The sequence below is a fragment of the Nocardioides sp. URHA0020 genome (genome assembly GCF_000620705.1).
Taxonomy (GTDB): Bacteria; Actinomycetota; Actinomycetes; order Propionibacteriales; family Nocardioidaceae; genus Nocardioides.
Genome location: NZ_KK211169.1, coordinates 314,181 through 327,900 on the forward strand (window position 1 = coordinate 314,181; position 13,720 = coordinate 327,900).

General features: G+C 72.3%; 14 protein-coding genes and 1 tRNA gene. 10 read left to right on the top strand and 5 right to left on the bottom strand.

Annotation, left to right across the window (positions count from 1 at the left end; all coding sequences use genetic code 11):
• Window positions 1-4: 4 nt before the first annotated feature.
• From alr to tsaE, 3 genes are read left to right on the top strand one after another with little or no spacing between them, the layout of a single operon-like run.
• Window positions 5-1,135, top strand: coding sequence for an alanine racemase (gene alr, locus N542_RS0116410; protein WP_028644863.1), 1,131 nt, complete (start codon window positions 5-7; stop codon window positions 1,133-1,135).
• A gap of 2 nt (window positions 1,136-1,137) precedes the next feature.
• The gene (locus N542_RS25230) at window positions 1,138-2,205 is read left to right on the top strand and encodes an alpha/beta fold hydrolase (RefSeq protein ID WP_231482702.1); all 1,068 of its coding nucleotides are present in this window, start codon (window positions 1,138-1,140) and stop codon (window positions 2,203-2,205) included.
• Window positions 2,202-3,116: a tRNA (adenosine(37)-N6)-threonylcarbamoyltransferase complex ATPase subunit type 1 TsaE gene (gene tsaE, locus N542_RS26745; protein WP_028644864.1), complete on the top strand. Its 915-nt coding sequence runs from the start codon at window positions 2,202-2,204 to the stop codon at window positions 3,114-3,116. Before N542_RS25230 ends, tsaE begins: the two co-directional genes overlap by 4 nt.
• Window positions 3,117-3,175: 59 nt before the next feature.
• On the opposite strand, the gene N542_RS0116425 is transcribed toward tsaE, so the two are convergent.
• Together N542_RS0116425 and N542_RS0116430 are read right to left on the bottom strand one after the other, a co-directional pair.
• Entirely contained in the window at window positions 3,176-3,733 is a 558-nt protein-coding gene (locus tag N542_RS0116425) for a hypothetical protein (protein WP_028644865.1), read from the bottom strand.
• Window positions 3,734-3,744: 11 nt separating this feature from the next.
• Window positions 3,745-4,830 (bottom strand): ATP-dependent DNA ligase, encoded by a 1,086-nt coding sequence (locus N542_RS0116430; protein ID WP_028644866.1) that lies wholly within the window; start codon window positions 4,828-4,830, stop codon window positions 3,745-3,747.
• Window positions 4,831-4,940: 110 nt separating this feature from the next.
• Between N542_RS0116430 and N542_RS0116435 the strand changes: the two genes are divergently transcribed.
• The 6 genes from N542_RS0116435 (at window position 4,941) to N542_RS0116460 (ending at window position 9,911) form a co-directional block, all read left to right on the top strand.
• Window positions 4,941-5,357: an adenylyltransferase/cytidyltransferase family protein gene (locus tag N542_RS0116435; RefSeq protein ID WP_028644867.1), complete on the top strand. Its 417-nt coding sequence runs from the start codon at window positions 4,941-4,943 to the stop codon at window positions 5,355-5,357.
• Window positions 5,354-6,952, top strand: a complete 1,599-nt coding sequence (locus tag N542_RS25240) for a class I SAM-dependent methyltransferase (RefSeq protein WP_051551910.1) — start codon at window positions 5,354-5,356, stop codon at window positions 6,950-6,952. The genes N542_RS0116435 and N542_RS25240 overlap by 4 nt, the downstream gene beginning before the upstream one ends.
• On the top strand, window positions 6,949-7,203 hold the full coding sequence (locus tag N542_RS0116445; protein WP_231482703.1) for a DUF6752 domain-containing protein: 255 nt from the start codon (window positions 6,949-6,951) through the stop codon (window positions 7,201-7,203). Before N542_RS25240 ends, N542_RS0116445 begins: the two co-directional genes overlap by 4 nt.
• A gap of 109 nt (window positions 7,204-7,312) precedes the next feature.
• Window positions 7,313-7,391, top strand: a tRNA-Gln gene (locus tag N542_RS0116450).
• A 1-nt stretch (window position 7,392) separates the two neighbouring features.
• A complete protein-coding gene (gene glmU / locus N542_RS25245) occupies window positions 7,393-8,898 on the top strand; it encodes a bifunctional UDP-N-acetylglucosamine diphosphorylase/glucosamine-1-phosphate N-acetyltransferase GlmU (protein ID WP_051551912.1) in 1,506 nt (501 codons plus the stop codon).
• Between the two features lie 32 nt (window positions 8,899-8,930).
• Window positions 8,931-9,911 (top strand): ribose-phosphate diphosphokinase, encoded by a 981-nt coding sequence (locus N542_RS0116460; protein WP_028644869.1) that lies wholly within the window; start codon window positions 8,931-8,933, stop codon window positions 9,909-9,911.
• Between the two features lie 12 nt (window positions 9,912-9,923).
• Here the strand turns inward: N542_RS0116460 and N542_RS25250 are convergent, their stop codons facing one another.
• Window positions 9,924-10,946: an LCP family protein gene (locus N542_RS25250; protein ID WP_051551915.1), complete on the bottom strand. Its 1,023-nt coding sequence runs from the start codon at window positions 10,944-10,946 to the stop codon at window positions 9,924-9,926.
• Between the two features lie 254 nt (window positions 10,947-11,200).
• On the opposite strand from N542_RS25250, the gene N542_RS0116470 reads away from it, so the two are divergent.
• Window positions 11,201-12,196, top strand: a complete 996-nt coding sequence (locus tag N542_RS0116470) for a hypothetical protein (protein ID WP_155993143.1) — start codon at window positions 11,201-11,203, stop codon at window positions 12,194-12,196.
• Between the two features lie 15 nt (window positions 12,197-12,211).
• Here the strand turns inward: N542_RS0116470 and N542_RS0116475 are convergent, their stop codons facing one another.
• Both N542_RS0116475 and N542_RS0116480 read right to left on the bottom strand, forming a co-directional pair.
• Window positions 12,212-12,796, bottom strand: coding sequence for an acyltransferase (locus N542_RS0116475; RefSeq protein ID WP_081795243.1), 585 nt, complete (start codon window positions 12,794-12,796; stop codon window positions 12,212-12,214).
• The gene (locus N542_RS0116480; RefSeq protein WP_036508209.1) at window positions 12,796-13,719 is read right to left on the bottom strand and encodes a glycosyltransferase family 2 protein; all 924 of its coding nucleotides are present in this window, start codon (window positions 13,717-13,719) and stop codon (window positions 12,796-12,798) included. Before N542_RS0116480 ends, N542_RS0116475 begins: the two co-directional genes overlap by 1 nt.
• Window position 13,720 lies beyond the last annotated feature (1 nt).

Genomic DNA, 13,720 nt, shown 5'->3' on the forward strand with positions numbered 1-13,720 from the left:
GTCCATGAGTCCGCTGCCGGTCGCCCGCGCCGAGATCGTCGTCGATCTCGCCGCGATCCGGCACAACGTCCGGCGCCTGCGCGAGCTGAGCGGCGTCCAGATGATGACGGTCGTCAAGGCGGACGGCTACGGCCACGGCATGTCCGAGGTCGCCCGCGCCGCCCGCGAGGCCGGGGCCGACTGGATCGGCGTCGCCACGATCGCGGAGGCGCTCGCCCTGCGCGCCGGGGGCGACACCGGCCGGGTGCTCTGCTGGCTGACCGTGCCCGGGGAGGACTGGGCGGCCGCCGTCTCCGCCGACGTCGACGTCACCGCCTACTCCGTGGCCGAGCTCGACGAGATCGAGGCCGCCGTCGCGACCTCGGGCCGCCCGGCCCGGGTGCAGCTGAAGATCGACACCGGGCTGTCCCGCGGCGGGGCCCCGGTGGACACCTGGCCCGACGTGGTCGCCGCGGCTCGCGCCGGTGAGCGGGCCGGCACCTGGCGGGTCACCGGCATCTGGTCCCACCTCGCCGCCAGCGACGAGCCGGAGCACCCCGCCAACGACGCCCAGGAGGCCGTCTTCCGGGACGCCCTGGCCGTGGCCGAGACGGCCGGGCTCCGGCCCGAGGTCCGTCACCTCGCCAACTCGGCCGCGGCGATCCTGCGGCCGTCGGCCAGGTTCGACCTGGTGCGCGTCGGGCTGGCGTCGTACGGTCTCGACCCCGCACCGGGGCACACCCCCGACCTCGGGCTGCGCCCCGCGATGACGGTCCGGGCGCTGCTCGCGCAGACCAAGCCCCTCGCCGCCGGCGCCTCGGTCTCCTACGGCCACACCTGGACCGCAGACACCGCGACCTCGGTGGGACTGGTCCCCGTGGGGTACGGCGACGGGGTGCCCCGCCACGCGAGCAACACCGCCCAGGTCCAGGTCGACGGCAAGCGCCGTACGATCCGGGGCCGGGTGTGCATGGACCAGTTCGTCGTCGACCTCGACGGTGACCTGCCCGCCGCCGGTGAGGAGGTCGTGCTGTTCGGGCCCGGCCAGCACGGCGAGCCGACCGCCCAGGACTGGGCCGAGGCCAGCGGCACCATCTCCTACGAGATCGTCACCCGCGTCGGCGGGCGCCTGACGAGAAGGTACGTCGAGTCATGAGCATGCGTGGACGACTGATCGGCGCCATCACGGTCGGAGCCGTCGGGATCGCGGCCGCCGGCGCGGGCGTCGGGGTCAACCGGCAGCGCCGGCGGATCGCTGGGCGAGCACCCGACGACGTCCCGGCCTTCGGCTCCCTGCACTCGGACCCGATCACCGTGGTCGCCGACGACGGCACCCCGCTGCACGTCGAGGTCGACGAGCCCGAGCGGCCGACCCGCGGGCGGCGCAAGCCGAAGCCGCCCCTCACCGTGATCTTCGCCCACGGCTACGCCCTGGAGCTGGACTGCTGGCACTTCCAGCGCGAGCACTACCGGGGCCGGGTCCGCACCGTCTTCTACGACCAGCGCTCGCACGGCAGCTCGGGCCGATCCCCGCGCGAGAACGCCACCATCGACCAGCTCGGCCGCGACCTGCTCAGCGTCATGGACGCCGTGGCGCCCGAGGGCCCGGTGGTGCTCGTCGGCCACTCGATGGGCGGCATGACCGTGGTCGCGCTCGCCGAGCAGCACCCCGAGCTCTTCGGCGACCGGGTGGTGGGCGCCGCGTTGATCTCGACCACCGCGGGTGGGCTCGAGCCCAGCCGCATCCTCTTCCCGATGGTGCCGGCGTGGGGGAGCGCGGGCCCCGTGGGTCGCACCATCTCGACCCTCGCCCGCACCCACCGGATCGTCGACGGCGTACGCCGCGTCGGCAAGGACGTCGCGCTCGTGGCGACCGCCCAGCTCGCGTTCGGCGACGACGTGCCCGGCAGCTACGTGGAGTTCGTGGACCGGATGCTGTCCTCGACGCCGTTCGAGGTGGTCGCGGAGTTCTTCCCCGGCTTCTCCTCCCTCGACAAGTTCGACTCGGTCGAGGTGCTGGCGAAGGTGCCGACCACGGTCATCTGTGGCACCGACGACAAGCTGACCTCGGTCGGCCACAGCCGCAAGCTGCACGCGCGCATCGACGGGTCGACGCTGCTGGAGTGCCACGGAGCCGGCCACATGGTGCTCCTGGAGCGGCACTCCGAGGTCAACGGCGAGCTCGACCAACTGCTGGCCGCGACCGGAGCCGAGGACGCCCGATGACGGTGGAGATCACCCGCGTCGGCCCCGAGTCGGCCCCCGACGTCCTCACGGTCGTCCGCGCCGCCTTCGAGGCCCGGCCTCCGCTGGACCCGCCGGCCGCAGCGCTCGACGAGACCGAGGAGTCGGTCGCGGCCAGGCTGGGCGCTCACGGTGGGCTGCTCGCCTGTCTCGACGGTCGCCCGGTGGGCGCCCTCGTGCTCGACCCGGTCGGCAGCACGACGTACCTCCGTCGCTTCGGGGTCGTCCCGGATGCGCAGGGTCACGGGGTCGCCGCCGCGCTGATCGACGCCGCCGTCGAGGCGGCCGCGGGCTCGGACGACCTCACCGTGGTGGCTCGCGAGGAGCTGCCGGAGACCGTGCGGTTCTGGGAGCGGCAGGGCTTCCGGGAGATCCGGCGGGACTCGCCGAACGTCGAGCTGCGCCGTCCGCTGCGCACCCACGTCTTCCAGGCGCCGGACGCCGACGCGATGCGGGGGCTGGGCCGCTCGCTGGCCGGGCAGCTGACGCGGGGCGACCTGATCGTGCTGAGCGGCGAGCTGGGCGCCGGCAAGACCACCTTCACCCAGGGCCTCGGCTCGGGTCTGGGGGTGCGCGGCGACATCACCTCGCCGACCTTCGTGATCGCCCGGGTGCACCCCTCGCTGGTCGGCGGGCCGGAGCTGGTGCACGTCGATGCCTACCGCCTCGGTGGGCTCGAGGAGCTCGACGACCTCGACCTCGACACGTCGCTGGACGACGCCGTCACCGTCGTCGAGTGGGGCGAGGGCCTGGCCGAGGGCCTCTCGGAGTCACGGCTGGAGGTCGCGATCGTCCGTGGCGACGAGGCGCACGACGGCCTGGACCCGCGCCGGGTCGAGCTCACCCCGGTCGGTCCGCGCTGGCACGCGCTGTCCTTCCGCGCCCTGGGCTGACGGCACCCCGTCGCCTCGGCCGTGTCGCGACGCGGGCACGGCCCCGCGAACGCGTCCCGCTAGAGGCCGGTGATGCCCTCGTCGCCGTAGCCCTCGGCCTGCCCGTCGAAGGTCTCGTGCTCGAGCAGGTGCAGGATCGGCACGCCCAGCCGACGCCGGGCCTTGGAGGTCCAGTCGAGGTGGAAGAACTCGGCGACGACGTGCGGGCGCGTCAGGATGATCGCCTCCCGGCCGTCGACCGCGGCCACCTTGGCCGCCAGGGCGTCGATCGGCGGGTCGGTGACGACCTCGCCGCGCGCGATCGCACCGCTCCTGGTCAGGGCGGAGAGCGTCTGCTCCAGCTCCGAGCCGGACCGCTCCGCGCAGTCCTTGCGGACGGCCTCGAGGTCGACCTCGCTCATCGGCATCGTCGGCGACGCGAGCATGTCGCCGGCGGTCAGCGAACCCATCGCGGACTCGATCCGCGCCGCGGCGTCCTCGAGCGGCAGCAGCACGTGGTAGGTCACCTGCTGGTCGAGACCCTCGTGGAGCGAGTGCACCTGCGCGGCGTCCTGCTCGCTGAGGGCCTGCTCGATGAGGAGTACGACGTCGTAGCCCTCGATTGCGTTCTCCGACATGTGTGCCTCTCTCAGTCGACGCTGAGGATCTTAGTCAGGTCGTAGCTCACCGGTTCATCGAGTTGCTCGTAGCCGCACGACTCCGGGTCGCGGTCGGTGCGCCAGCGCCGGAACTGGGCGGTGTGCCGGAAGCGTCGCCCCTCCATGTGGTCGTAGGCGACCTCGAGCACCCGCTCGGGACGCAGGGGGGTGAAGGACAGGTCCTTGCCGGCGCTCCAGCGGCTCTGCGTGCCGGGGACCCGGTCGGGATTGGCGACGGCCCACTCGGCCCACTCGCCCCAGGGATGCTCGCTGATGTCGCACACCAGCGGCTGGAGCTCCTCGATGAGCTCGGCCCGGCGGGCGGCGGTGAAGCTCGCGCTCACCCCGATGTGCTGCAGCGTGCCGTCGCTGTAGAGGCCGAGCAGGAGACTGCCCAGCAACGGCTTCTCGGGGGTGCTGGTCTTGTGCTCGCGGTAGCCGGCGACGACCACGTCGGCGGTGCGCTCGTGCTTGATCTTCAGCATGGTGCGGGCGTTCTGCTGGTACGGCGCGCTCAGCGGCTTGGCGACGACCCCGTCGAGCCCAGCACCCTCGAACTGGTGGAACCACTCCTCGGCCTCGGCCGGGTCCGTCGTCGTGCGGGTGAGGTAGCAGGGTCCCTCGAGCCCGGCCAGCGCCCCCTCGAGCGCCTCGCGACGCTCGGCGAGCGGCCGGTCGGCGTACGACGTGTCGCCCAGCGCCAGCAGGTCGAAGGCGACGTACGACGCGGGCGTCTTCTCGGCCAGCATCGCGACCCGCGACGCGGCCGGGTGGATGCGCTCCTGGAGCACCTCGAACTCCAGCCGGTCGCCGACAGCGACGAAGATCTCGCCGTCGAGCACGCAGCGCTCCGGCAGCTGCTCGCGCATCGCGGCGACGACCTCGGGGAAGTAGCGGGTCAGCGACTTGGTGTTGCGGCTGGCCAGCTCGACCTCGTCGCCGTCCTTGAAGACGATGCACCGGAAGCCGTCCCACTTCGGCTCGAAGCTCAGTCCACCGTGCTTCGCCGGGTCGGGGATGCCGGTGACGGACTTGGCGAGCATCGGCTGGACGGGGGGCAGCACGGGCAGGTCCACGTCGCGAGAGTAGCCCGGCGCGCCCCCGGGGGGACGTCGTCGGATGCGGTCGCCGACCCCCGATGCGCTAATCTGAGCGGGTCCTCCGTGCCCTAAGAGATGAGCAATGCATGAGTCAGGTGATCGGTTATGTGCCGGGGGTCTACGACCTTTTCCACATCGGCCACCTCAACATGCTGCGTCAGGCCCGTGAGGGCTGCGACGTCCTCGTCGCCGGCGTCGTCTCCGACGAGATGTGCATCCTCGCCAAGGGCGTGAAGCCGTTCGTGCCGCTCGAGGAGCGGCTTGCGATCGTCGACGCCATCGGCATCGTCGACGCGACGTACGCCGAGGTGACGCCCGACAAGCTCGACTCCTGGCGTGACATCGGCTTCCACAAGGTCTTCAAGGGCGACGATTGGCGCGACACCCAGCGTGGCCGCGACCTCGAGGCCAAGGTCGGTTCCGTGGGGGTCGAGGTCGTCTACTTCCCGTACACCGCGCACACCTCGAGCACCGAGCTGCGGCGCGTGATCGCCGCCTCGTGAGCGAACCGGTCACTGCGAGCCGCAGCACCGCGGTCTCCGACGCCGGCCTGGTGCTGCGCGAGACGCCGCCCGGGGCGCAGGTCGTCAGCTTCGACGGCCGCTACATCTGGGCCTTCACCGCTGTCCGCGACGGTCGGGCCGCGCCCGGCGGGCTCCTCGTCGAATGGCCCCCGGTGCTCAAGCGCTTCCTCAACGGCACCGTCCGGGTCGAGGTCTCCGACGTCGCCGGCGGGCGGGTGCTCATCGACGAGGAGGTCGTGCTCGGTGACGGCGCCGACGGGGCACGGGTGGAGGTCGTCGACGGCAGCGGCCTGCCGCTCGCCATCGACAAGGTGGGCCACCTGTGCCGCGCGTTCGAGGACACCGACGAGGGCATCCGCGACGAGATCCTGCTCGGGACCCGGCGGGCGCTCGACGACCTGCGTGACGTGTGCCACGTCGAGGCCTACCTCAACTACGGCGCCCTGCTCGGCGCCATCCGCGACGGCGCGATGATCGCGCACGACTCCGACACCGACGTCTGCTACCTCAGCCGCCATCGCCAGCCCGCCGACATCATCGCGGAGTCCTACCGCATCGAGCGCGTGATGCAGGAGCGCGGCTGGCGGCTGCTGCGGATGTCCGGGGGCGACATCAAGCTGCTGCTGCCGCTCAGCGACGGCCGCCAGTGCCACATCGACATCTTCGTCGCCTTCCGGGTGGGGGAGACCTTCTACCAGCTCGGCAACCGCAGCGGCCACCTCCCCGAGTCCGCGATCCTGCCGGTCTCCACGATCACGCTGCACGGTGTCGACTTCCCGGCGCCCGCGGACCCCGAGGCGATGCTGGCCTTCATCTACGGCCCGGGCTGGCGGGTCCCGGACCCGTCCTTCAAGTACGCCGACCCGGCGGCCGGCGTACGACGCCTCGACGGGTGGCTGCGCGGCTTCCGCACGACCATGGCGCCGTGGGCCGACTTCCACAACGGGCCCGGCAACGAGCTCCGCGGCCGCCGCTCGATGTTCGCGAAGTGGGTCGACGGTCAGCTGCCCCGCGGCGCGGCCATCGCCGAGATCGGCTCCGGCACCGGCCGCGACGCCATCTGGTTCGCCAAGCGCGGCCGCCCGGTGATCGCCTTTGACTTCTCCCGCGCCGCGCGCGCCGTGGTGTCCCGCCGCGCCGAGAGCCGCGACCTCCCGGTCGAGGTGCGTCCGCTGATCCTCAACGAGCTGCGGACCGTGCTCGTGACCGGCGCCGAGCTGGCGCGGGACCCGCACCACCTCTACGCCCGACACGTCATCGGTGCCCTCGACGACCAGGCCCGGGCCCAGCTCTGGGTGCTGTGCCGGATGGCGCTGCGCTCGGGCGGGTTCCTCTTCCTCGAGTTCAGCGCCGACGAGGGGACCGACGACCCGGACCCCCAGCCCGAGGGGCTGGTCCGTCGGCTCGACCCGGCGCTGGTGCGCCGCGAGATCGAGGCGGCCGGTGGTGTCGTCGAGCGCGAGCGGCACCGCAGTGGCCAGGACGTGCTCGGCAACGACGATCCCAGCGTCTGCCGGATGCGGGTCCGCTGGCCGCGCCCCAGACCACCCCAACCACGGAGGACAGAGCCATGACCGCTCCGCTGCTCACGCGAGCACAGGCCCGCACGCGGGCCGCCCAGGCGCGCTTCCAGTCGATGCGACGCCGCCAGAGCGTCCACGCCCGGCTGGCCGCGCTGGAGGAGGAGCTGCAGGAGTCGCGCCAGCTCAACCGGCGCATCACCGAGCTCATCGACGTGGTCGCCGAGCTCCTGGTCCCGATCGTGGACCGGGACGAGGAGCGCGTCAACGAGGTGCTCGAGCAGTACCGCAAGAGCATCGTCTGAGACCGTGCCGACCGCTGGCCCTAGGCTGGCGGGGTTCGTTGAACACCATCCCCGGTTGGTCTGCCGGGCGGAGCTGCCAGCCCCGCCAGGCGGGCCTCTGAGGATGCAATCCCCGGTTGGTCTGCCGGCAGGGCCCGCCTGACTTTGAATCAGGACTAGCGACGTAGGTTCGACTCCTACCCGGGGAGCATGAGCACTGAAGTGAAGACGGGTCTCACGGTCATCGTGCTGGCTGCCGGCGGCGGCACCCGGATGAGGTCCAAGACGATGAAGGTGCTGCACCGGATCGGCGGGCGCAGCATGATCGCGCACGTCCTGGTCGCCGCGCAGGCCCTCGACCCGGAGCGCGTGGTCGCCGTCATCGGCCACCAGCGCGAGGCGGTCGCCGCGCACATCCACGAGTCGTTCCCCGACGTCGTGCTGGCGGTGCAGGAGGAGCAGCGCGGCACCGGTCACGCCGTACGGATGGCCGTCGACGCCGCGGGCGAGATCTCCGGCACCGTCGTCATCGCCTACGGCGACACGCCCCTGCTCCGGGGCGACTCGCTGCGTGCGTTCGCCGACGAGCACGAGGCCGCCCAGCGGGCGGTCAGCATCCTGAGCGGCATCGTCGTCGACCCCTTCGGCTACGGCCGGGTGCTGCGCAACGAGGAGGGCGACGTCGAGGCCATCGTCGAGGAGAAGGACGCGACGCCCGCGCAGCGCCAGGTCCTCGAGATCAACTCGGGGATCCTGGCCTTCGACGCCGAGTTCCTGCGCAGCGCGCTGCCGCGGATCGGCAACGACAACGCCAACGGCGAGTACTACCTCACCGACACGATCGCGATCGCCCGCGAGGACGGCCTGACCGTCGGTGCCCACGCCATCGACGACGTGATGCAGACCGAGGGCGTCAACGACCGGGTGCAGCTGGCCCGGATCGGCGCCGAGCTCAACCGGCGCATCGTCGAGGGCTGGATGCGCGAGGGTGTCACCGTGATGGACCCGGCGACGACCTGGATCGACGCCGACGTGGTGCTCGCGACCGACGTGACGGTCCTGCCGGGCACCCAGCTGCTCGGCCTGACGGTGGTCGGCGAGGACGCCGTCGTCGGCCCTGACAGCACGCTCAAGGACTGCGAGATCGGGCCGGGCGCCCGCGTCGTCCGCACCCACGCGGAGCTGGCGGTCGTGGGTGGCGAGGCCACCGTGGGGCCCTTCTCCTACCTGCGGCCCGGCACCGTCCTGGGCGAGCGCGGCAAGATCGGCGGCTTCGTCGAGACCAAGAACGCCGTGATCGGCGACGGGGCCAAGGTGCCGCACCTGTCGTACGTGGGCGACGCGGAGATCGGGGAGGGCACGAACGTCGGCGCCGGCACGATCTTCGCCAACTACGACGGCGTGCACAAGCACCGCACGACGATCGGCCGGCACGCCCGTACGGGCTCCAACAACACGTTCGTCGCGCCGGTGGCGATCGGCGACGGCGCCTCGACCGGCGCCGGGACGGTCGTGCGCGAGGACGTCCCTCCGGGGGCGCTGGCGGTGTCGGCCGGACCGCAGCGCAACCTCGAGGAGTGGGCCCTGCGCAAGCGGGCCGGCACGGCGCAGGGGGACGCGGCCGAGGCCGCCCTGTCCGGTGGTGCGGCCGACGGCGTGTCCGACGGTCCGGGCGCCGGTCGAGGGACCCCCCGACCCATGGCAGAATCAGACTGAGACCTCTCCGGCGACCGAGGAGCAACAAGACCGTGACCGGAATGAAGAAGACCACCGAGAAGAACCTGATGGTCTTCAGCGGACGGGCCCACCCCGTGCTCGCCGAGGAGGTCGCGGCGCTGCTCGGCACCGATCTGGTGCCGACGTCGGCGTACGAGTTCGCCAACTCGGAGATCTACGTCCGCTACGAGGAGTCCGTCCGCGGGTGCGACGCCTTCGTGATCCAGAGCCACACGGCTCCGATCAACGAGTGGATCATGGAGCACCTGATCATGGTCGACGCCCTGAAGCGGGCGAGCGCCAAGCGGATCACCGTCGTGATGCCGTTCTACGGCTACGCGCGTCAGGACAAGAAGCACCGCGGCCGTGAGCCGATCTCGGCCCGCCTGATGGCCGACCTCTTCAAGACGGCGGGCGCCGACCGCCTGATCGCGGTCGACCTGCACGCCGACCAGGTCCAGGGCTTCTTCGACGGCCCCGTCGACCACCTGATGGCGCTGCCGATCCTGGCCGACCACATCAAGGTGAAGTACGGCAACCAGCCGCTCGCGATCGTCTCCCCGGACGCCGGCCGGATCAAGGTCGCCGAGCGGTGGTCCGCCCGGCTCGGTGGCGCGCCGCTGGCCTTCATCCACAAGTCCCGGCGCACCGACCGTCCCAACGAGACCGTCGCGAACCGGGTCGTCGGTGACGTCAAGGGCCGGATGTGCGTGCTCGTCGACGACATGATCGACACCGGTGGCACCATCGCCAACGCGGCCGACGCCCTGATGGCCGACGGCGCCGCCGGCGTGGTCATCGCCGCGACCCACGCGATCCTGTCCGACCCCGCGGTCGACCGCCTCAAGAACTGCCCCGCCGTCGAGGTCGTGGTCACCAACACCCTGCCGCTGTCCTCGGACCAGGAGTTCGACAAGCTGACCTGCCTGTCGATCGCGCCGTTGGTCGCCCGCGCGATCCGTGAGGTCTTCGAGGACGGCTCGGTCACCTCGATGTTCGACGGGCACACCTGAGCCCGGTCGGTCTCAGCGGACCTGCTGCGGGGTCCGGGTGATCGGGTTGAGGTTGGCCCACCGCGTCGTCCGGTCCGAGCGCACCGCCTTCCAGAGCCCCTGGGCGCGCTTGAGGTCCAGGTAGACGACGCTCTGCTGGCCCTCGTAGCCCAGCCCGGCGATCGGGGTGGTGAGGAACTCCACCTTGTCGGAGCGCATCCCCGTCATGGTGTTCATCAGGTCGCGCAGCTCGCGGGTGCTGAAGCCCTCGTCGACCGTGAGGTGCCGGGTCGCGGCATCGATCAGGTGGTACGACGAGCGGGGGTTGGCCAGCGAGAACTCGTGCCGCACCGAGTCCATCATCGCCCGCAGGAAGTACTGCTGACGCTGGATCCGGTCGAAGTCACCGCCGGGCAGCCCGTGCCGCTGCCGGACGTAGAGCAGCGCGTCCTTGCCGTCGAGCGTGTGCATGCCGCGGTCCCAGGTGACGTCGCGGGCGGAGTCGTAGACGGTCCGCGGGACCCACACCCGGACCCCGCCGAGGACGTCGGTGAGCGCCTCGAACCCGGACCAGTCGATCCAGGCGAGGTGGTCGATGTGGATCGAGGTGAGCTGCTCGACCGTGGCGACGGCCAGTGAGGGTCCGCCCCACGAGAACGCGGCGTTGATCTTGGCCCGGCCGTGGCCCGGGACGTCCACCCAGCTGTCGCGCGGGAAGGAGACGATCGCCGCCGTCTTCCGGTCGGCCGACAGGTGCAGCAGCATCAAGGTGTCGCTGCGCTGCGCGCCCGGTGTCCACCCGGCCGTCGCGGCCGAGCCCGTGGTCGCCTGGTCGGTGCGGGCGTCGGTCCCGATCAGGAGGATGTTGAGCGCGTCGGCCGCGGGACCCTCGGCGACGCGAGCGGGACGGTCGTCGAGCCCGTCGAAGACGCCGTCCATGCGGGTCACCTGCGAGTCGAGCCGGTGCTGGACGACGAGCAGCGTGCCGGCCGCACCGACCGCCAGCACGGTCAGGCAGCAGAAGAGACCAAGAAGCGCCTTGGTGGTCGAGCTCATGGGTCCCTGTCGTCGTCGACGCAGCACCGGATTGCCCCCTGTGGTGTCCCCTGGCCGACCTCCCCGACGTGCCCGCCGCGAGTCACGCTAGGCAGGTCCCGCAGCCGGTTCACCCGACGCCGGGCGTCGTACCCCGTATTGGTGACGGCACGGTCGCGGCCTACCCACAAACCGGGTAACTGCGGGCCACGACCCCAGGGCCGACCCGTCCGTGCCCTGCGATGGACCCCACACGTCGATCAGGGGAGTCGTCCATGTCATCGAGCCCACACGCGGGCGGCCCGTCCAGGACCACGCGAGCGGGGGCCCGACCGGTGCTGCTGGTCAGTTCCTGCGGCGGCCACTTCACCGAGCTCGAGCTGATCGCCGACCGGCGGGGGATCCATCGCGACGAGCGCCACTGGGTGGTGCCGCGGACGCCGCAGACCGAGACCGCGCTCGCGGGCGAGCGGGTCACCTGGGTGCGTCGCGTCGAGTCCCGTCAGCTGGGCTCCGCCGCCCGCAACCTCGCCACGGCGATCGCCCTGCACCACCGGCTCCAGCCACGCCTGGTCATCAGCGCCGGGGCCGCCCAGGCGGTGCCCCACCTGGTGGCCGCGGCGCTGCACCGGACGCCGGTCGAGTACGACGAGAGCGTGGCCCGCGTGGACGGCCCGTCGCTCACCGGCCGGATCGCCTCGCACCTGCCGTCGACCTCGCTGGTCGCACCCGTCGAGGGCTGGGGCCGGCGGTGGCACCACGAGCCGGACCTCTTCAGTGCGTTCACGGTCTCGGAGGGTCCCCGGTCGAAGGTGACGAGCGCGCTGCTGAGCCTCGGCACCGAGCACTTCGCGTTCGCCCGCGCCGTCCAGATGATGATGCTGCACCTGCCGCAGGACGCGGTGACGTGGCAGGTCGGCAACACCGACGTGCTCGGCGATGGTGCCCAGCTCAACCGCTGGCTGCCGCCGGACGTGCTGGCGACGGTGATGGCGACGACCTCGGTGGTCGTCGTGCACGGCGGGGCCGGCTCGATCCTCACCGCCCTCGGCTGCGGTCGGGTGCCCGTGGTGCTCGCGAGGTCGGCCGCGCTGGGCGAGCACGTCGACGACCACCAGGTCCGGATGTGCGAGTCGCTCGCGGCGCGCGGCCTGATCGTGCTGGTGCGGCCCGACGAGACGCTGCGGTGGGGGCACCTGGAGCGGGCGGCCTCACTGCGCGCGGACTACCGGTGGACGTTGCCCACCGGCCAGCCGCGCGTCGCCTCCTGACTGACGTGCACGGGGTCAGGCGAGCGGCTCGGGGTCGTCGAACTTCTTCACGATCCGAGCCGGGTTGCCGGACACCACGACGCGCTCCGGGACGTTGCCGCGGACGACGGCCCCGGCGCCGACGACCGAGTCCCTGCCGATCTCGGTGCCCTTGAGCACCAGCGCGTGCGCGCCGACCCAGACGTTGTCCTCGATGCGGACCGGTCGCCGGGTGGCGTCGTCCGGGGGGAGGTGCCGGCGGTCGGGATCGAGGTTGTGGAAGTCGCTGTCGGTGATGCCGCAGTCCGACACCAGGCACCCCGCGCCGAGGGTCACCTCCGTGGCGGCCACGATCCAGCAGCCGTTGAGCAGCGTGTCCGGGCCGACCCGCACCCGGCCGCCGCCGTTGACGATGACCCGACCGCGGACGCGGGTCCGGTCGCCCAGCTCGAGGCGGGTGCCCTCCGCGAGGCGCAACCGCCCGAGGATCACCACGTCGCGCCCGAGGCGGAGGCGACGGGGGTAGCGCACTCGGTAGGCGAGGCTGACCAGCCGCAGGGCCGCGCGCGCGGGGCCGCGCACCAGCGTCGGGAGCCCGCGCACGCGGTCCTCGGCGGACATCAGACCCCCCGGCCGAAGCGGTGGAGCGTGTTGAGGACCTGCTCGGGCCGGACGATCCCGGCGGCGACGGGCAGCGCGGCCACGGCTCGCCACTGCAGGGGGTTGGCCCGCAACGCACGGCCGGCCCAGCGCATCGACGACCGGCGCTCGCCGAGGGCGGCCTCGCCGAAGGCGAGCTGCCCGTAGACGCGGCTCGCGCCGTGGGCGTCCGCCGAGATCTGCGGGTGGTTCTCGAGCATCCAGACGAACGACTGGTTCTTGGTCTCCCAGGCCCGCGCGAACATCGAGGAGCGGCCCCACTGAACGGTGATCAGTGGCTCGTCCACGTGCGCGATCGGGCGCCGGGAGGCGGCGCGCAGCTTGATGTCCCAGTCCTCGTTCTGGCTGCCCGGGATGTCCTCGTTGACCAGACCCATGTCCAGCAGGGCGGAGCGGTCGAAGAGCATCCCCGAGGAGTGCAGCATCGCCATGATCGACCGGGTCAGCCGGGCATGGGTCACCTCGGCGGTGCCGGCGAGGCGCGGCGTACGGTGCCCGTCGAAGTCCACGAGCATCGCGCAGGTGATCATCTCCGGGCGGTCGGGCCGGGTGGCCCGCTCGATCTGGCGCGCCAGCTTGGTGGGCTCCCAGTGGTCGTCGTCGTCGCAGAACGCGACGTAGTCGGTGGCGAGCGCCAGGATGCCGGTGTTGCGGGCGCCGGCCAGCCCGGGGGTGCGGGTGTTGGCGACGGCGTGGACCGGTCGTGCGTCATCGCGGTGCACGGTCTCGTCCACCGGCGTCCCGTCGTGCACGACGACGGTCTCGATGCGCCCGGGGTAGGTCTGGCGTGCCACGGACGCGAGTGCTCGGCGCAGCAGCTCGGCGCGGTCCCGGGTCGGGATCACGACACCGACGCTGGGGTAGGTGGTGGAAGGGGACGGCATC

Excerpts from the sequence above, each read along its gene's own strand:
- alr (WP_028644863.1), top strand. The coding sequence starts at position 5 with ATGAGTCCGCTGCCGGTCGCCCGCGCCGAGATCGTCGTCGATCTCGCC.
- N542_RS25230 (WP_231482702.1), top strand. The coding sequence starts at position 1,138 with ATGCGTGGACGACTGATCGGCGCCATCACGGTCGGAGCCGTCGGGATC.
- tsaE (WP_028644864.1), top strand. The coding sequence starts at position 2,202 with ATGACGGTGGAGATCACCCGCGTCGGCCCCGAGTCGGCCCCCGACGTC.
- N542_RS0116425 (WP_028644865.1), bottom strand. The coding sequence starts at position 3,733 with ATGTCGGAGAACGCAATCGAGGGCTACGACGTCGTACTCCTCATCGAG.
- N542_RS0116435 (WP_028644867.1), top strand. The coding sequence starts at position 4,941 with ATGAGTCAGGTGATCGGTTATGTGCCGGGGGTCTACGACCTTTTCCAC.
- N542_RS0116445 (WP_231482703.1), top strand. The coding sequence starts at position 6,949 with ATGACCGCTCCGCTGCTCACGCGAGCACAGGCCCGCACGCGGGCCGCC.
- glmU (WP_051551912.1), top strand. The coding sequence starts at position 7,393 with ATGAGCACTGAAGTGAAGACGGGTCTCACGGTCATCGTGCTGGCTGCC.
- N542_RS25250 (WP_051551915.1), bottom strand. The coding sequence starts at position 10,946 with ATGAGCTCGACCACCAAGGCGCTTCTTGGTCTCTTCTGCTGCCTGACC.
- N542_RS0116470 (WP_155993143.1), top strand. The coding sequence starts at position 11,201 with ATGTCATCGAGCCCACACGCGGGCGGCCCGTCCAGGACCACGCGAGCG.
- N542_RS0116475 (WP_081795243.1), bottom strand. The coding sequence starts at position 12,796 with ATGTCCGCCGAGGACCGCGTGCGCGGGCTCCCGACGCTGGTGCGCGGC.
- N542_RS0116480 (WP_036508209.1), bottom strand. The coding sequence starts at position 13,719 with ATGCCGTCCCCTTCCACCACCTACCCCAGCGTCGGTGTCGTGATCCCG.